Raw genomic sequence first — 17,977 nt, 5'->3', positions numbered from 1 at the left:
CTGATGTGCGGGAAAAAATAAATGTGGGGTGGTTGAGGGTAAATGGCGACTTGGTTGACTTCCTAATCAGCAGCCAGCCCAACTCTCCCAGCCGTGACGGAATCCGAATTTCACAAGCTACTTGAACGCTACCTCACCGGCTCATGTACGCCCGAGGAGCAAGCCGTGGTCGAACGCTGGTACGACCGGCTGGAACAAGCCGAAGGCCCTGCCCTGCGCACCCAAAACCAGGAAGAAATAGAGCAGGCCATCTGGGCGCGGCTCATGAGCAAGCGTGCTGCCAAACCGGAGCCCCGGGTGGTAGCCATGTGGTCGTCGGCGCCGCTGCGGTGGGCAGCGGTGCTGGCGCTACTTGCGTTTGGTATTGGCTGGCTGGTGTTTTCCACCAGCCGTTTTACCAAGCCTTCCCAGCAGAATACGGTGGCCACAACGAATGGCAAGTGGACGCGGCGCAGCAACCAGACCCAACAAGTGCAGGCCTTCCAATTGCCTGACAGCAGCCGCATCAGTCTGCATCCGGGCAGCAGCGTGCGCTACACCACGGCCTTTGCGGGCCCCCGGCGGGAAGTGCACTTGGTGGGCGAAGCCTTCTTTCAGGTAAGCAAGAACCCCCGCCGTCCCTTTCTGGTGTTCACCAAAGAAGTCGTCACCACCGTGCTCGGCACCAGTTTCCGGGTGAAAGCTTACGCCGACGGCAAAGAAGCGTCGGTGTCGGTGCGCGAAGGCAAAGTGTCGGTGCAGGCCCGCGAGGGCGCGCAACTCGATGCCTCGCCGGCCCACCCGGCGGCGGCGGGAGTGGTGCTGTTGCCCAACCAGCAGGTGGTGTACTCGGCTAGCCAGCGGCGCCTGAAAAAGGAGCTGGTGGACCGGCCGGTGGTGCTGGCGCCGCAGCCCTTCGAGTTTGAAGAGCGCCCCGTGGTTGAAGTGCTGGCCGCGCTGGAAAAGGCCTACGGCGTGGACATCGTGTACGACAAGGCCACGCTGGCCAACTGCACGGTGAGCATCACTTTCTACGACGAGCCCCTGTTCGAAAAGCTGGGCTTGCTCTGCAAGTCGTTGGGGGCCTACTACACCCTTGCCGATGCCAGCATCCTCATTCACAGCCCTGGCTGCCAAGGCCAGCTAGGCAAATAGGGCAGGCCGGTTGATTCTGCCCGAGCCCCGTGTGGCGGCGGCAGAAGCCTGCCTCATCAACCCTTTCACAATCGATTGCGGAACTACTAGCCGCGTCTTTTTCCAGTTTCAAATTCCCACAAACTACCCCACATCAATCCATGAAAAAAACAGTACAGTTTCCGCCGCCTTCCTGGTCTGCCGTGAAGGTTCTCTTGCTGCAGGCAGCTCTGGTGAGCTTGCCGGCCGCGGCGAGCGCACATGTAGGTGCGAAGCCCGCCGCCACTTCGCGCCTGCCCGTGGCACAAGGCGTGCTCGAGCAAAAAATTACTTTACGGGTCGAAGCACAAACGATTAAGGAGACGTTGAGCCAGATTGCAAAGCAGGCCAACATCCGGTTCGTTTACAGCCAGCAGCTCGTGGGCGCCGAGCGCCGGGTAAGCATCAACGCGCAGGATGCGCCCTTGCTGGCCGTGCTGGATGAATTGCTGGCTCCGCTCAAGGTTCAGTACGAAGTGGACAATAAGCGCGTGGTGCTGCGCGCGCCTTCCGAGGCCATTTCCGCAATCGATTCCGGTAGGCAGGACGTCACCGTGTCCGGGCGGGTGACCGATGCCAAAGGGGAGGGCATGCCGGGCGTGACCGTGGTGGTAAAAGGCACTTCCACCGGTGCCAGCACCGGTCCGGATGGCAGCTTCACGGTGCAGGCCCCCGAGAATAGCGTGCTGGTGTTCAGTTTTGTGGGCTTCGCCCGGCAGGAGGTGACCGTGACCGGGGCCACCGGCAACTTGACGGTGACGCTTGTGGAAGACAAGCAGGCCCTGAACGAGGTGGTAGTCATCGGCTACGGCACGGCACGCAAGAGCGACCTCACCGGGGCCGTGGCCTCGGTAACGAGCGCACAGCTGACGCAGGTGGCCACCTCGGACGCCGTGCAGGCACTGCAAGGCCGCGCGGCCGGCGTGGAGGTGACCTCCAACAGCGGGCAGCCCGGTTCGGGCACCCGCATTCGGGTGCGGGGCGTGGGCACCATCAACAACAGCGACCCGCTTTATGTGGTAGACGGCATCCAGACCAGCGACATCGGCTTCCTGCTGCCCGCCGACATCGAATCGACCGAGATTCTGAAGGATGCTTCGGCCACGGCCATCTACGGCTCGCGCGGGGCCAACGGCGTGGTGCTCATCACTACTAAACACGGCAAGGCCGGGGCCACGCAATTCAACCTTTCCGGCTACACCGGCTTCCAGCAGATTCGGCGCACGCTGCCCCTCGCCAGCGCCGCCCAGTACGCCACGCTCGTGAAGGAGGCCTACACCAACGCCGGGCAACCACTGCCCGCCGACTATGGCTCGCAGCTGCAAAACGCCATTGACACCAACGCTCAGGGAATTGATTACCAAGACTTGGTGACTCAGAAGGGGCTGATTACCAACTACAGCCTGTCGGTTTCGGGCGGCACCGAGCAAAACCGTTACCTGGTGAGCGGCAGCTATTTTCAGCAAGACGGCATCGTCAAGAATTCGGGCTTCAAGAAGTACGTCGTTCGGGTGAACGACGACGTGGTGCTCACCAAGCGCATCAAGGCGGGCGTAGCGGCTACGTTCACCAACAACAACCAAACGGGCAGCGGCGACGGCCAGGGGGGCTCGCAGCCCTACCTGGTGCTGCAATACGCCTTGCAAAAAAACCCGCTCCTCGACCCCTATGGCCCCAATGGGACCTACAACGACGACATTATCACGCGCAATGCGCCGAACGTGCCGCGCTACCTCGATGAACAGAAGTACAACAAGATTATCAACAACAACCTGTTCAGCAGCAGCTACCTGGACATTTCGCTGTTCAAGGGCCTGACCTTCCGGTCCACGTTTGGCGTCAACTACTTCAACAACCACCCCAAAGTTTTCCTGCCGCAGTACTACATCGGGCCGACGGACCAGCGTGCCCAGAGTGCGCTCGTCGAGACGCGCACCGAGAACGTTTCGTGGGTGTGGTCGAACTACGCCAACTACACCAAAACCTTCGACAACAACACGTCCTTCTCGGCTACGCTGGGCCAGGAGGCCCAGCGCGGCTACGGCAACGGCATCTCCAGCACGGCCTTCGACGTACCAGCCGATGCCTCGCTGCAGTACCTATCGGCTTCGCGCAGCACCAACAACGTGGTGCGGAGCAGCCAGTACGACGGCAGCTTGTCTTCTTATTTTGGGCGGGCCAACTTCAATTTTCGCGACCGCTACCTCGTGACGGGTACGTTGCGACTGGACCAGACCTCCAAGTTTCTGGGCCCCGTGCGCAAAGGGTACTTCCCATCAGTGGGGGCGGCCTGGAACATCTCTAACGAGAATTTTCTCAAGGGCGTCAGCTACCTGTCGGTGCTGAAACTGCGGGCCAGCTACGGCCAGGTGGGCAACCAGAACGCTGCGCCGAACTACGGCTATGCCTCCGTGGCCAATGGCAACCAGACCTACGTGTTCAACAACACGCCCGCCCCTGGCCTGGCCATCACCCAGATTAACAACCCGGGCCTGAAGTGGGAAACGGCCGTCACCACCGACGTGGGCATCGATGCTGAATTCTTTAACAATCAACTGGTCTTCACGGCCGACTACTTCGAGCGGCGTACCCAGGACATGATTGCCCTGCTGCCCGTGCCCGACTACGTGGGGCAGGCTCCTGCCAGCGCCAACGTGGGCTCGCTGCGCAACCGCGGCCTGGAACTGGCTCTGAACTATCGCAATGCAGTGGGCAAACTCCAGTACAACGTGGGCGTCAACTTCACGAAAATCAACAACGAAGTAACCAGCCTGGGGGGCGGCAACGCCATTGCCGCCGGCAACGTGCTCACGCAAATCAACAACACCACCCTCACCGACGTGGGCCGCGAGGTAGCGTACTTCAACGGCTTGCAGGCCGAGGGCGTGTTCCACAACCAAGGCGAGATTGATGCTTACAAAAGCGCTTCCGGGGCGCTCATACAGCCCAATGCCCGCCCCGGCGACGTGAAGTACACGGACACCAACGGCGACGGTGTAATCACGACCGCCGACTACACGTACCTGGGCAGTGCTACGCCCAGCTTTAGCTACGGGGCCTCGCTGAATCTGAGCTACGTAGGCTTCGATTTCAAGGTGTTGCTCTACGGGGTGCAGGGTGCGGAGGCCGTGAACGGCGCGGGTTTCAACCTGAACAAGTCTTCCAACCTGGTGGGCGTGTGGAGCAACTTCTACGCCAGCCGCCTGGACCGCTGGACACCCAGCAACCCCAACAGTGACCAGCCCCGCGTGACGGCGACTGACAACAATGGCAACGACCGTTTCAGCAGCCGCTACGTGGAAGATGCCAGCTACCTGCGTGCCCGCAACATAGAGCTGGGCTACTCGCTGCCCAAGGGCTTTCTGGACCGTTATCAGGTGGGGGGCGCGCGCGTGTTCGTGTCAGTCGATAACCTGTTCACCATCACCAAGTACACGGGCTACGACCCGGAAATCTCGACGGTTGCTTCCTACAACAACCCCCTGGCTTACGGCGTGGACTACGGCAACTATCCGCAGGCGCGCACCTATCGCGTAGGCTTCAACGTGCAGTTCTAACCCGCTATTTCCCAATCCTTCATATGAAACCCACCCGCGCCGCCGTGTTGCTCGGCTTGCTACTTACGACCACCCTGGCCCCAGGGTGCAAAGACTTTCTGGAAAAAGAGCCCCTGGGCACCACCACCCAGGACAACCTGTTCCGGGACCCTGTCAACTCCATTCAGGCCATCAACGCCGTGTACGACGTGACTGCCTGGGACCAGGGCCCTAAATGGGGCGACCCCAACGGCCAGTACGTGGCCCAGACATACGAATGGATGTTCGGGGATTTGATGACCGATGATGCTGAAAAAGGAGGCGGCGGCCCCAGCGATTTTCAGTCCCTGATTGAGCTCAAAAACTGGACCATCCCACCCTCCAGCCCGCCCGTTACCACGCTGTGGGTGCACAGCTTCACGGGCATCGCCCGGGCCAATACGGTAATTAACAACATCGACGCCGGCACCATCGATGCGGGCCTGAAAATGCGCCTGAAGGGGGAGGCGCTGTTTTTGCGGGCCTATTTCTACTTCAATTTGGTGAAGAGTTTCGGCGGGGTGCCCTTGTTTGAAAAGAGCGTGACCCCCACCGAGGCGCCCAACGTGTCGCGCGCCACCATCGCCCAGACCTATGCCTTCATCGAAAAAGACCTGCGGGCGGCGGCCACCATGCTGCCCGAAAAAAGCGGCTACCCTGCTGCTGACGCGGGCCGCGCCACCAAGGGCGCGGCCAACGGCTACCTGGCCCGCGCCATCATGTACCAGCTGGGCACCGTGAACGGCAACAACCACACCTGGCAGGAGGTCTACGACCTCACGAGCACCATCATCGCCTCCAACCAGTACAGCCTGCTGGCCAACTATGCCGCCATCCATCAGGACATCGGCGAAAACAGCAGCGAGTCGTTGTTCGAGATTCAGTTCGGCACGGACAACAACACCTACGGCCCCATCTCGATAGGCACAACCAACAACATTTTCCAGAACAACCGCGGGACGTTTGGCTACGGCTTTAACAACCCGACCCAGAATCTGGTCGATGAGTTTGAGGCCAACGACCCTCGCCGCGAAGTCACGATTATCAAGAACAACGACATCGTGCTGGGCATCCTCAACCCCGTCAACCTCTCGGAGAATGCCACGGGCTACTTCAGTCGCAAGGTTGCCATCATTCGTCCGCCCGCCCCGGAGGCTGGCCCCCAAAACATCCGCAAGCTGCGCTACGCCGATATCTTGCTCATGAAAGCCGAAGCCGCTGCCCAAACCGGCAAGTCGGCGGAGGCCATCGCCTTGGTCAACCAGGTGCGGCAGCGCGCCCGCTTGTCGACCCGCCCGCCGGGCACCACACTGGGCACGCTGACCTACGCCCCGGCCAACACGCCGGCCGGCACGTTGCCGGACCTGGCGGTCGGGTTGTCGGGCCAACCCTTGCTGAATGCCATCTGGCACGAGCGCCGGGTAGAATTTGCCGAGGAGTCGCTTCGACTGTGGGACCTCATCCGCACGGGCCGTTACCTAGCTACCCTACCCGCCGACGTGCGGGCCCGGGCCCAGTCGCACCTCGCCACCGAGCCGTCGGTTAATCCGTTCCCACTGCTCCCCATTTCCCTGAACGACGCGCAAACCTGGAAGCTGCCGCAAAACCCCGGTTATTGATTCATAGCCGCTTCGCAAAAGCCGGCTCGCTACCTTGAGAAGTAGCGAGCCGGCTTTTTAGTACACAATTCGGAATGAGGCGCTCGTGCGTTGAGCGCGCCCCACCTAAAAAAGTACAGGCCGTGAATAAATTGCTTCTGCGACCGCTGAAGCACATTGAAGACGGGGACGGGGGCGTACTTCTCATTAAAAATGTAGAGGTCTACACCGCCGTGTGTTTCAAAGCATTGCCGCATCGTGACTGCTGTAGCTGCTGAGGCCCCAATGGCCTCCTCAGCGGCAAAGTCAAACGTTTGGGCCTGAAGCAGCGGACCGGCTAGTACCAGCAAGCAACAACCCGCCTAGAATCAAGCGCATAGGAAATGGGAAACGCCAAAATCAGATTTGGTTAGACACAGCGGAGGGTTTATGCTCATAATACTACCCTCGTTGGTTGTAGCATTGCAAAGCAATGCACTCATCTCTCTTAGCCGCGTATTTGGCACAACGGATTTAACCCGCCGTTTAACCCAAAAGCAAAACAGCCACCCCGCGGTGAAGCTAGGTGGCTGTTGATGGATGTGGGAAGTAAAGGGCTCGAACCTTCGACCTCTGCTGTGTGAAAGCAGCGCTCTGAACCAACTGAGCTAACCTCCCAATGACTAAGTACAAGTGCTAAGCGCACCTGAGTAATCTAACGTGTAATTCAAATCAAAACAGCCACCTGGCTTTGCAGCTAAGTGGCTGTCTTTTAGTGTGGGGGATGTAGGGTTCGAACCTACGACCCTCTGCTTGTAAGGCAGATGCTCTGAACCAGCTGAGCTAATCCCCCGTGGGTATTCCCGTTTGGGATTGCAAAGATGGGGGGTGTTTTTGGAAGCTCCAAACGAAATCCTGATTTAGGGCGCAGAATTTTGCATTTGCCTCAGCCCAAACGCAGCAATTCCTTCATTTTCAGGACAAGAATTTTTATGCAGGATGGGCAGAAAAAAGGCATTGACGGCCGCTGGTTAGCAAGCAACGTATTCAGGCCGCTCCCGTTAAGCTCCGAAACCTCTTTTCAACCAACCTTTCCCTCCTATGGACACCCAACTCCTCCAAAACTACTCCGAAGAAGAAAAAACTGCGTATTTGAGCGCCATTGCGAGCCTTGCCACCGCCGACCGCCAAGCCTCAGGAGCAGAAACCCAGTTCCTGCAGGCCCTGGCTCAGCAGGCGGGCCTCTCGGGCGGGGCCACCCAGCAGGTGCTTGCCGCCGCGCAGGACGCCAACAACCAAAGCATTCAGCAGAACCTGGACGTGCTCAAGGGCAGTGACCTGCGCTTTTCCCTTGTCACCGACCTCATCAGCTTTGCCCGCGCCGACGGTGCTTACGCCAACGACGAAGAAGCCATGATTGGCAAGATGTCGCAGTACCTGGGCATTAACCCCGAGCAGAAGCAAACCCTCGAAACCGTGGTCGACCAGGCCGCCACCGTGGCTCACGACCCGCAAGACCCCGCCAAACAAGGATTTTTCGACCGCATCGGCGACAAGCTCTCCAGCGCGGGCATTCCCAAAACGGCCCTCATGACCGGCCTGCTCGGCGTGGTGGCCCCCATGGTGATTTCGCGCGTGATGAGCGGCGGCAACAACCAGAACCAAGGTGGCGGCGGGCTGCTGGGTGGCATGGGCGGCGGCGGAACCCTGGGCGGCCTGCTGGGCGGCGCGGCCCACAGCGGCCTGGGTGGCATGCTCGGCGGGCTGCTGGGCGGCGGCATGCTGGGCGGCCTGATGGGCGGCGGCCAGGCTGCCAACTATCCGCAGCAGGGCTCGGCCATTGGCAGCGGCGGCTTGGGCTCGATGATGTCCATCCTCGGCGGCCTGGGCGGGCGTCCCAACTCGCAGCCAGCCAGCGCAGGCGGTAGCGGCCTGGGTGGCTTGCTGGGCGGCAGCAGCCTGGGCGGCATGCTCGGCGGCCTGTTCGGTGGCCGGTAAGGTCTGAACCACGGATTCGGGCGGATTTTTCGGATTTCGCGGATTTTGTGGACGGATACCCTATTTCTCTACATGCAAAAAGGCCACTCGTCAGAGTGGCCTTTTTTAGTAACCTTCGGCCTGCCGCTGGTGCCGTCCACAAAATCCGCGAAATCCGAAAAATCCGCCCGAATCCGTGGTTCAGACCTTACCAACCACCGGCGCGGACGCGGGGGCTGTGCCCGCAAACGCACCGCCGTACTGCTCCACCACTTCAATGATGCGGTAGTTGAGGTCTTCCTTCACGTTGAGGTATTCATCGTAGCTGGTGGTATCCACGAAGTATTGCACCGTAACCTCCTTGCCGGCGGGCGTGAGGGCGTTGAACTTCATTTGCACGTCCTGCGTGACGAGGGGGTGGGCCTGCATGGCTTCCAGCGAGCCGGCGATGATGGCGTGGAGCTGGGCACTGGTGGTTTTCTGGTCGAACACGAGCGTGAAGCCCACCCGGCGCGAAGTGCGCAGCGAGAGGTTGTCGAGGGGCTTGTCAATCATGCTTTTGTTGGGCACGGTCACGTAGCTTTTCTCGGCGGTGCGCAGGCGGGTGCTGCGGAAGCCAATTTTCTCGACGGTGCCGCTCACGTCGCCAGCCGTCACGAGGTCGCCCACGCCAAAGGGCTGGTCAAGAAAGATGGTGAACGAGGCAATGAGATTCTCCAGGCTTTCCTTGGCGGCAAAGGCCACCGCCAGCCCGCCAATGCCCAGGCCGCCTATCAGGGCCGTCACGTTCACCCCAAACACTTCGCCCAGCACCACCATCAGCCCAATGATGATGACCAGCACTTTGAGCAAGTCTTTCGCAAAGGGCAGAAACTGATGGTCGAGCCGCCGAATGGCCGGAGTTTCGCGTAGCTCGCCCCGGCGCTGCACCACCAGCAGGGCAAAATCGACCAGGCGCAGCGCCACCCAGGTGATGGTGGCAATGACGCCGAGCAGAAACAAGCGCAGCAGCGCCACCTTGGGCCAGGGCTCCACGCCGGGCACGGCATCGGGCGGCAAGGGGTAGCGCAGCACGCTAAACGCGAGGTACAGCGTGGCCAGCAGGAACAGCACCGACAGCGGCTGAATGAGCAAATCGTGGAGCTCGCGCTCCGTCACGCCGGCCGTGTAGCGCTTGGTGAGCCGAAACAGCACCTTGCTGAGCAGGCGCGACAGCAGCTGGCGCAGGCCCGCCCCCACCAGCAGTATGAGCGCCGCAATGAGGTATTGGCTCAGGGCATTGCCCAGCACTTCGCGGTGCAGAAAAGGAGGAAACGTCATTAACAAAAGCAATGGTGAACGCCGGTAAGACGCAACTTCGCGCCGCCTTGTTGGGCCCGCTGGCCGGGCCGGCGGCTCCTACTTGGCCCGAATGGCAATAACCGGGTCGAGGTTGGCGGCCACGGCGGCGGGCACAATGCCGGCCACCACCCCAATGGCCACCGAAATGAGCAGGCCCAGCACAATGCGGGCGGCCGACATGGTGAGCGGCAAGGCGTCCTGCGGAAGCAGGGTAATGAGCCAGACCAGGAAAAGGCCCGCTCCGCCCCCGATGAGGCACAGGCAAATGGCCTCGAACAGAAACTGAAACAGAATGAAGAAATTCTTCGCCCCCAGCGACTTCTGAATGCCAATGATGTTGGTGCGCTCGCGCACCGACACAAACATGATGTTGGCAATGCCGAAGCCGCCCACCAGCGTGGCCAGCCCGCCAATGATGGCCCCAATCACGCCGATGCGGCTGAACAGCGTGCTGATGACGGAAGCAAACATTTCGGGTCGGTTCAGCGCAAAGTTGTCTTCCTCGCGGGGCTTGAGGCCGCGAATGTTGCGCATCACGCCGCGCATTTCGTACTCCAAGTCCATGAGGCCCGGGTCGTCGTCGCGGCCTTTCACGCCCAGCGAGGCACTCGGCCCGCCCATTCCGTTCGTGCTCAGGGCGAACATTTTGGTAAACATGGAGAACGGTATCAGGCAGTTGGAGTCGTTGCTAGGCGTGTCAAGAATCTTTTTGCCTTCCTTTTCCATCACGCCGATGACGATGAATTTTTGGCCCCGCACCTTGAATTCGCGGCCCACAGCGCCGCCCTGTGGGAAAAGGTTTTCGGCGATGGTGGCCCCAATGATGGCCACCGGCCGTGCGGCGTCCATCTCCAGATTGGTGAAATAGCGGCCCTCGGCAATGGGCACGTTGCTCACTATCCGGTACTCGTAGCTGATGCCTTGCACGGCGCAGTCGCCCACCGAATTGGAGCCGGCCGTGAGGGTGTTGCTGCCATTGGCGGCAAAAATGGCCACGCCCTTGTGGTTAGGGCCCAGCTGCCGCTGCAGCGCCTGAAACTCGCGCAGGTTGGGCACCGGGCGCTTCACGTATTTCCACCACGGGTAATCGGGCCCGAAGGTCCAGGGCCATTTGGCCACGTAAATCACTTTGTCGCCCACAAAGTCCATGCTGTGGCGAATGCTGGCTTCCAGCGAGTCGACGACGGTGAAGACGGCGATGATGGAGAAAATGCCCACCGTGACGCCCAGCAGCGACAGGATGGTGCGCAACAAATTGGCTTTGAGGGCGTCGAGGGCGAAGCGAAAGCTTTCGAATGTGAGGCGCAGGGCTAGCATGAGAAAGAGACGGGTGCAGAAAAGGTGGAGCGCAGCGGGCAGCAACTGCAAAAGTGCATCGGAAGATTTTCGCCAACGGCGGCGCTTTCCCGTAAAGCGGTTTTACGGACTCAAAAGACGGAAAACTGCGGGGAAGTTGCTGACGATGAAAGCACGCCCGGCAACGGCACGTTCACTGAAAAGTAGATTCTCCCGGAAAAAGCCGTACTTTTGCCTCCCCAAATTTCCGTAACTTCCCCCAAATACTGCCCTATGGCGATGAAATTGCACGAGTTCAAATTTGAACTCCCCGAGGAGCTGGTGGCCATGCACCCGGCCCGCAACCGCGACGAGAGCCGCCTGATGGTGGTGCACCGCGCCACCGGCCAAATTGAGCACCGCAACTTCAAAGATATTCTCGATTATTTCAACGAGGGCGACGTGTTGGTGTTTAACGACACCAAAGTGTTTCCGGCCCGCCTCTACGGCAACAAAGAAAAAACCGGCGCCAAGATTGAAGTGTTCCTGCTGCGCGAGCTGAACAAGGAGCTGCGCCTGTGGGACGTGCTGGTGGACCCCGCCCGCAAAATCCGCGTGGGCAACAAGCTGTACTTCGGCGAGTCGGACATGGTGGCCGAGGTGATTGACAACACCACGTCGCGCGGCCGCACCATCAAGTTCCTGTTTGATGGCACCGACGAGGAGTTCCGCAAGGCGCTCTACGAGCTGGGCGAAACCCCGATTCCGAAAGAAGTCATCAACCGCGAAACCGAACCCGCCGACAAAGAGCGGTACCAGACCATCTACGCCGAGCACATCGGCGCGGTGGCGGCTCCCTCGGCCGGCCTGCACTTCACCCGCGAGGTGATGAAGCGCATGGAAATCAAGGGCGTGGAGCCGGCGTTTGTGACGTTGCACGTGGGCCTGGGCACCTTCCGCACCGTGGACGTGGAAGACCTGACCAAGCACAAGATGGACTCGGAGAACTTCATCGTGACGGCTCCGGCCTGCGAAGTGGTGAACAAGGCCCTCGACGCCAAGAAGAAAGTGTGCGCCGTGGGCACCACCACCATCCGTGCCATGGAGGCCTCGGTGTCGGCCAATGCCCGCATGAAGCCCACGCAGGGCTGGATTGACCGGTTCATCTTCCCGCCCCACGACTTCAAAATCGCCAACTGCATGCTCACCAACTTCCACATGCCGGAGAGCACGCTCATCATGCTGGCCTCGGCCTTCGCCGGCTACCCCTTGCTGATGGAAGCTTATAAGGAAGCCATTAAAGAGAAGTACAAATTCTTCAGCTACGGCGACGCCATGCTGATTCTGTAAGCAGTTCAAGCCGTCAGGCTTCGCGAACGCCGGAATTCCTTGTCAGGGGTTCCGGCGTTCTTTTTTAACAGAACTTCGCGCCAATGAAAGCCCCTACCCTTCCCAAGCGCCAAGCCCCCGAACTTCCCGGCCCCCAGGCGCCGCGGCTCGCCATTCTGGTGGCGGGCGGCAGCGGCACCCGCATGGGCGCCGACCGGCCCAAGCAGTTTCTGCTGCTGCGTGGCGAGCCCGTGCTGCTGCACACCCTGCGCCGCTTTGCCGAGCCGGCGCTGGGCGTGCACGAAACAGTGCTGGTGCTGCCGGCCGACCAACTGGCCACCTGGCAGCAACTGTGCGCCGAGTTCCGGGTGAGCATTCCGCACCGGCTGGTGGCGGGCGGGGCCACGCGTTGGGCCTCGGTAAAGGCCGGCCTGGCCGCGCTGAGCGAGTACCCGGAGGGGCTGGTGGCCGTGCACGACGGCGTGCGCCCGCTGGTGTCGCGCCAGGTGGTGGAGCGCACTTACGCCGCCGCGGCCACCCACGCCGCCGCCGCCGCCGCCGTCATGCCCAAAGACTCGGTGCGGCTGGTGTCGCAACACGGCTCGGCGGCCCAGAACCGCAACCGCTTGCGCCTGATGCAAACGCCTCAGACGTTTGAAATCGACCTCTTGCGCCGCGCCTACGCCATGCCCGAGCTGGCGTCGTTCACCGACGACGCCACGGTGGTGGACGACCTGTGCCGCGTGCAACTGGTGGACGGCGACTACCGCAACCTGAAAATCACGACGCCGGAAGACTTGGTGGTGGCCGAAGCCCTGCTGGGCGGTGGGGCAGCGGGTTAGTGAATTGTTCCCAACCTATCCGTACCTGCGTTATTTGCAGCACCACTCCATTATTCCGCTAACCCACCCGATGGAATACACCAGCCTGCTTTACGACATGCGCCCCAACGGCGTCGCCACCATCACCCTGAACCGTCCGGAGGTGTTCAACGCCTTCAACGACCCCATGAGCTACGAGCTGCAGGATGCCCTGAAGCAAGTGGGCCGCGATGCCGCCGTGCGGGCCGTGGTGCTCACGGGTGCCGGCCGGGCCTTCTGCTCGGGCCAGGACCTGAAAGCGGCGCAAGAAGCCGCTGCCGCCGAAGGCAAGCCCCGCTCCTTCTACGACTCGCTGCACCAGCGCTACAACCCCATCATCCGGGCCATGCGCGGGCTGCCCAAGCCCATTATTTGCCGGCTCAACGGGGTGGCGGCGGGCGCGGGATGCTCGCTGGCGCTGGCCTGCGACGCCATTGTGGCCAGCAGCGAGGCTTCGCTGATTGAGGTGTTCATCAACATTGGGCTGGTGCCGGACTCGGGCTCGTCGTGGTTTTTGCCGCGGCTGGTGGGCACGCTCAAGGCCTTTGAGCTGTGCAGCCTGGGCTCGAAAGTGCCGGCCGACGAAGCCTTGCGCCTGGGGCTGGTAAACCAGGTAGTGCCGGCGGAGCAACTCGACGAAGCCGCCTATGCGCTGGCAGCTCGCTACGCCTCGGCGCCCACCAAATCCATTGGCCTCATCAAGCAGATGCTGAACAAAGCCGGCGCCGCCACCCTGGACGAGATGCTGGACTACGAAGCCCATTGCCAACAGATTGCCGGCGAGTCGGCGGACTATCAAGAAGGGGTTAAAGCCTTCAGTGAGAAGCGGAAGCCGGCGTTCAAGGGTGTCTGAACCACGGATTCGGCGGATTTTTCGGATTCCACGGATTTTGTGAATGGCGCGGTCGACTGCATTGCACGCTACGCATAAAAAAGGCCACTCGGGAGAGTGGCCTTTTTTGTTTCTGCGACTGCAATCGTCCACAAAACCCGTGCAATCCGGAAAATCCGCACGAATCCGTGGTTCAGACATTACCGCAGGGTAATGGTGCGGGTGCGGCCGTTCACGGTCACGCTGGCAATCTTGTCGCAGTCGTGGGTACCGCTGGGGTCGTAGTTCAGCACCAGCGTTTTGCCGTTGGTATTGGTCAGGGTCATGCTGCCTTGCACGTAGTATTTGGGGCAGTCGCCGCGCTTGATGAGCGGGTTATTCGTGTCGATGGTGGTGGTGTAGCCCACGCTTTTGCGGTTGGTGCCGGCGGCCGAGCCCGTCACCGTGAACACGTCGTCGGCGAAGGTGGCGGTGCCGTAGCCCGCCGTTTGGGTGAAGGTCCAGTTGGCGGTCCAGGAGTGGGTGCCGCCGTTGTTGGCGCGGATGATGCTGGCGCCGGTCACGTCAACGGAGAAAGAGCCCTGGCCCAGGTCGGTGAAGGTGCGGGTGGCGGTGTGCTGGTTGTCGTTCACGAAGTAGTTGACGCGGGTCACCACGGCGCCGGCGCGGCGCTTGAGCACGTCGGTGGTGAAGGCCACCCGAATCTGGCCGCGGCGGTAGCGGCCGTCGGCGCACAGGCAGTTGGTGGTGCCAAAGTCAATGGTCAGCACGCGGGCCTGGGCGTCGTAGGTGCGGGTGGCGCAGGAGCCAAAGCGGGCGCGGAAGTCGGCGTCGGGAATGGCGAAGGCGGGAGCGGTGGAGCTGAAATCGGCCGGACCGGCCAGGTTCATGGCATCGGTGCTGATGGCGGTTTCGATGTTGTCTTCGCTGCGGTCTTCGGCGGTGGTGATGTCGTCGGGGGTGGCGTCGTCGGATTTCCGATTGCAGCCGGCGGTGAGGAGCAGGCCGCTGGCCAGGCAGGCCAACGTGAGGGAGCGGAATGAAAAAGTACGCATGGCGAAGGTGAGAAAAATAGGAATATTAAATATGTGAACTGCGTGTTTGGCCGGTTGGAAGAACCGCGGGGGCACAAGTTTAAATGGCCTGCAAAAAAAATCGGTCGCGGCGTAAAAGAACCTGACCCACAAGCCCTCGTATAGCGGGCCACTGGTATTCAACCACTACACCTCACCCGTTCGTCATGCTCACGCTGCCATTTGCTTTAGCGCCCCTGCGGCGGCTTTTTTTGGGCCTGGCCCTGCCGATGCTCGGCGTGAGCTGCTCTTCGCCCTCGGGCAGCGAAGACGCCGTGAACTCCGCAACGGCGCAGAACGAACAGAAAATTGACGCCGCCGACACCACCGAAAAACAAGAGGCCGACGCCGAGTTTCTGGTGCGCGCCACCAGTAGCTCGCTCCTGGAAGTGGAGCTGGGCAAGCTGCTGCAGGCCCGGGCCACGGTGCCGGCCGCGCGGGCCTACGGCGCCGCCATTGTGCAGCAGCGCCTGGAGCTGCTGACGGCCCTGCGCGCGCTGGCGGCCACCAAAAAGCTGGCCGTGCCGCCGGCCCTGGGCGGCGACGAGCAGGCCGCCTACCACGAGGCCAGCGCCCAGCCGGGCGCGCAGCTTGAGAAGCGCGCCGTGGCGCTGCTGGTGAAAGCCCAGGGCCAGGACGAGGACGCTTTCGACGACATGAAGGACGACGCGTACGACGGCGACATTCGCGGCTTTGCGGCCAAGTACCACCCGGCGGTGGAAGAACTGTTGGACCGCGCCAAGGACGTGGCCGACGCCGTGGACAAGCAGCCCTAGCGCCTGCGCGGGGCGCTTCATCTGCATTTCACTCAGCGCTTGCTCTTTGCCTATTCACGAACCCTTTCCTCGCCATGAAACAGTTCCTTGTGTTGCTCAGCGCCACACTGCTCACCGTCACGGCTTGCAACTCCAATGACTCGGTGAAGCAGGCCCAACAAGCCAACGAAGCCAAGGCCGACGCCGCCACGGCCGCCACCGAAACCGGCAAGTTGGAAGAGAAAAACATGAACTACGACTCCGAATTCCTCACCAAGGCTGCCAGCGGCGGCATGCTGGAAGTGGAGCTGGGCAAGCAGGTGGCCGCCCGTGCCCTCACGCCCGAAGCCAAGCAGTTTGCGCAGCAAATGGTGTCGGACCACACCAAATCGAACGCCGAGCTGATGGCCCTGGCCACCAAAAAGAACCTCACCCTGCCCACTGCTCTCGGCGACGACCACGCCAAGGTGCTGAAGGATGTGACCGAGGAAAAAGGCATCAAAATGGACCAGGAATACCTGAAGGAGATGCTGAAAGACCACCAGGAAGACGTGAAGGAATTCACCGACGCTTCCATCAAAGCCTCCGACCCCGACATCAAGGCCTTCGCGGCCAAGAACGTGCCCGTGCTGCAAATGCACCTCGACATGGTGACCAAAATGAAGCCAGCTGTGGACGCCCGCAAATAAGCCGGCCCCACCGCCGACCGCGCCTTGAAAGCCCGCTTCCCAAAGCGGGCTTTTTTTACGCCCGGCAACGGTTCTGCTTAACTAACCGCGGCGGATAAAATACGGGCCAGCGCGCAACAACTTGCCCGTAACGCCCCGTATTACTTGCACTTCCACCTGCCCGGGTCCTCTTCCCAGGTATCCGGGGCAGACTCATCTTCCTTTCCACATCCAACTCCCCTTCCATGAAACGCATCCTCTTTCCTTTGCTGGCCACGGGCCTGTTTGCGCTGGCCTCGTGCGGCGATAACAAAGGCGCCAGCGCCGAAAACGGCAACGCCAGCGACAACACCATGACCAGCTCGGCCACGGGCGGCGACACCGTGTCGGCCACCATGCCGGCCGGCTCCGAAAACCCCGAAAACCAGCCCGGCGCGGCCGGCTCGGCCAAAAGCGACAATGGCAACGGCGCCATGAACGGCACCGAATCGGCGAGCAGCGGCCAGGCCATGGGCGACCCCAACGGCCCCACCGGCCCTCACAAAGACGACAAAGAATTTATGATGACGGCCGCCCACAGCGACCAGAATGAGATTCAGCAAAGCAAAATGGCCCTGGCCAAGGGCGTGACCGGCATGGCCAAGGACATGGCCAACAAGATGATTGCCGACCACACCAAGTCGACGAATGACCTGAAAGCCATTGCCGCCAAAAAAGGCGTGACGCTACCCACCGATATGGACGCCGAGCACAAGGCCATGGCGCCCGCCATGGAAAAGCTCTCGGGCAAGGAATTTGAAGCCAAGTACATCTCGCGGATGCAGGCCGACCACCAGAAGACGGCCAACACCATGCGCGCCCACGAAAAAATGACCCAGGACCCCGACCTGAAGGCTTTCATCGGCAAAACCGTGCCCGTGGTGGAGCAGCACCTCGGCATGGCCATGAAAAGCTCCGACATGAAGATGTAGTTCCGGGCCCTGGCCCACAGCTAGCCCCAAAGCCCATCCGCCCGCGCGGATGGGCTTTTTTGCGTTTCTTGAGTTCCAGAATCTGGTACCCATCGAAATATACCTATGTCGACCCACACCGATACCGCCCTCGACCACCACGACCGTACCGAATTTCAGTTGGAGCGCATCATCTTGTTTTCAGATGCCGTGTTTGCCATCGCCATCACGTTGCTCATCATCGAAATCAAGGTACCGGAGCTGCACGACCGCACCAACCACGCGGCACTGGTATCGCTGCTGCGGCTGATTCCCAAGTTCGTGGGCTTTTTTATTGGCTTTTTTGTCATTGCCACCTACTGGGCCGCGCACCACCGCATCTTCCGGTTTGTGCGGCGCTACGACGATGGCCTGATATGGCTGAACGTCTTTTTTCTGCTCAGCATCGTGCTCATGCCGTTCACGTCGGCGTACTACGGCGAGTACCCGCAGCTACACGTGCCGTTTGTACTGTATTGCTCCAGCGTCATCGCTACGGGCCTGCTCCAGCTGCTGATGCAGCGCAGCCTAGCCAACCCCAGGCGCGGCTACGTGCACCCCGAGGCCCGCTCCC

Annotated in this window: 14 protein-coding genes and 2 tRNA genes; 11 read left to right on the top strand and 5 right to left on the bottom strand. The window is 61.1% G+C overall.

The genetic code is table 11. The features are described from left to right. Positions 1-93 precede the first annotated feature (93 nt). From JAO73_RS05415 to JAO73_RS05405, 3 genes are all read left to right on the top strand, one after another. Positions 94-1,134: a FecR family protein gene (locus tag JAO73_RS05415; RefSeq protein WP_198976132.1), complete on the top strand. Its 1,041-nt coding sequence runs from the start codon at positions 94-96 to the stop codon at positions 1,132-1,134. Positions 1,135-1,478: 344 nt separating this feature from the next. Then, entirely contained in the window at positions 1,479-4,709 is a 3,231-nt protein-coding gene (locus tag JAO73_RS05410; protein ID WP_198976131.1) for a TonB-dependent receptor, read from the top strand. A gap of 23 nt (positions 4,710-4,732) precedes the next feature. After that, positions 4,733-6,346, top strand: coding sequence for a RagB/SusD family nutrient uptake outer membrane protein (locus JAO73_RS05405; RefSeq protein WP_198976130.1), 1,614 nt, complete (start codon positions 4,733-4,735; stop codon positions 6,344-6,346). A 561-nt stretch (positions 6,347-6,907) separates the two neighbouring features. Here JAO73_RS05405 and JAO73_RS05400 read toward each other — a convergent pair. After that, a tRNA-Val gene (locus tag JAO73_RS05400) sits at positions 6,908-6,982 on the bottom strand. A gap of 100 nt (positions 6,983-7,082) precedes the next feature. Further along, a tRNA-Val gene (locus JAO73_RS05395) sits at positions 7,083-7,157 on the bottom strand. A gap of 248 nt (positions 7,158-7,405) precedes the next feature. On the opposite strand from JAO73_RS05395, the gene JAO73_RS23195 reads away from it, so the two are divergent. Further along, complete coding sequence (locus tag JAO73_RS23195; RefSeq protein WP_198976129.1) at positions 7,406-8,302, top strand: TerB family tellurite resistance protein; 897 nt, start codon at positions 7,406-7,408, stop codon at positions 8,300-8,302. Between the two features lie 180 nt (positions 8,303-8,482). On the opposite strand, the gene JAO73_RS05385 is transcribed toward JAO73_RS23195, so the two are convergent. Beyond that, the gene (locus JAO73_RS05385) at positions 8,483-9,601 is read right to left on the bottom strand and encodes a mechanosensitive ion channel family protein (protein ID WP_198976128.1); all 1,119 of its coding nucleotides are present in this window, start codon (positions 9,599-9,601) and stop codon (positions 8,483-8,485) included. Positions 9,602-9,679: 78 nt separating this feature from the next. Further along, entirely contained in the window at positions 9,680-10,939 is a 1,260-nt protein-coding gene (locus tag JAO73_RS05380) for an ABC transporter permease (protein WP_190925374.1), read from the bottom strand. A gap of 258 nt (positions 10,940-11,197) precedes the next feature. On the opposite strand from JAO73_RS05380, the gene queA reads away from it, so the two are divergent. The 3 genes from queA to JAO73_RS05365 all read left to right on the top strand — a co-directional run bounded on the left by queA (position 11,198) and on the right by JAO73_RS05365 (position 13,939). Beyond that, positions 11,198-12,247: a tRNA preQ1(34) S-adenosylmethionine ribosyltransferase-isomerase QueA gene (gene queA, locus JAO73_RS05375; protein ID WP_190925969.1), complete on the top strand. Its 1,050-nt coding sequence runs from the start codon at positions 11,198-11,200 to the stop codon at positions 12,245-12,247. A gap of 83 nt (positions 12,248-12,330) precedes the next feature. Further along, positions 12,331-13,068, top strand: a complete 738-nt coding sequence (locus JAO73_RS05370) for a 2-C-methyl-D-erythritol 4-phosphate cytidylyltransferase (RefSeq protein ID WP_198976127.1) — start codon at positions 12,331-12,333, stop codon at positions 13,066-13,068. Between the two features lie 70 nt (positions 13,069-13,138). After that, positions 13,139-13,939 (top strand): enoyl-CoA hydratase-related protein, encoded by an 801-nt coding sequence (locus tag JAO73_RS05365; RefSeq protein WP_198976430.1) that lies wholly within the window; start codon positions 13,139-13,141, stop codon positions 13,937-13,939. A gap of 179 nt (positions 13,940-14,118) precedes the next feature. On the opposite strand, the gene JAO73_RS05360 is transcribed toward JAO73_RS05365, so the two are convergent. Beyond that, positions 14,119-14,973, bottom strand: coding sequence for a hypothetical protein (locus tag JAO73_RS05360; protein WP_198976126.1), 855 nt, complete (start codon positions 14,971-14,973; stop codon positions 14,119-14,121). 185 nt (positions 14,974-15,158) lie between these two features. Here JAO73_RS05360 and JAO73_RS05355 point away from each other — a divergent pair, with 185 nt between their 5' ends. The 4 genes from JAO73_RS05355 to JAO73_RS05340 form a co-directional block, all read left to right on the top strand. Beyond that, positions 15,159-15,767 (top strand): DUF4142 domain-containing protein, encoded by a 609-nt coding sequence (locus JAO73_RS05355; RefSeq protein WP_198976125.1) that lies wholly within the window; start codon positions 15,159-15,161, stop codon positions 15,765-15,767. A gap of 74 nt (positions 15,768-15,841) precedes the next feature. Further along, positions 15,842-16,435: a DUF4142 domain-containing protein gene (locus JAO73_RS05350; RefSeq protein ID WP_198976124.1), complete on the top strand. Its 594-nt coding sequence runs from the start codon at positions 15,842-15,844 to the stop codon at positions 16,433-16,435. Between the two features lie 224 nt (positions 16,436-16,659). Next, a complete protein-coding gene (locus tag JAO73_RS05345) occupies positions 16,660-17,385 on the top strand; it encodes a DUF4142 domain-containing protein (protein ID WP_198976123.1) in 726 nt (241 codons plus the stop codon). A 105-nt stretch (positions 17,386-17,490) separates the two neighbouring features. After that, a partial coding sequence (locus JAO73_RS05340) for a TMEM175 family protein (RefSeq protein WP_198976122.1) occupies positions 17,491-17,977 on the top strand: 487 nt, incomplete at its 3' end.

Origin of the sequence: Hymenobacter miniatus (assembly GCF_016427455.1) — a bacterium.
In the GTDB taxonomy this organism is placed as follows: domain Bacteria; phylum Bacteroidota; class Bacteroidia; order Cytophagales; family Hymenobacteraceae; genus Hymenobacter; species Hymenobacter armeniacus.
Note: the sequence above shows the minus strand (reverse complement) of the source record. Positions and strands in the feature narration are given on the sequence as shown.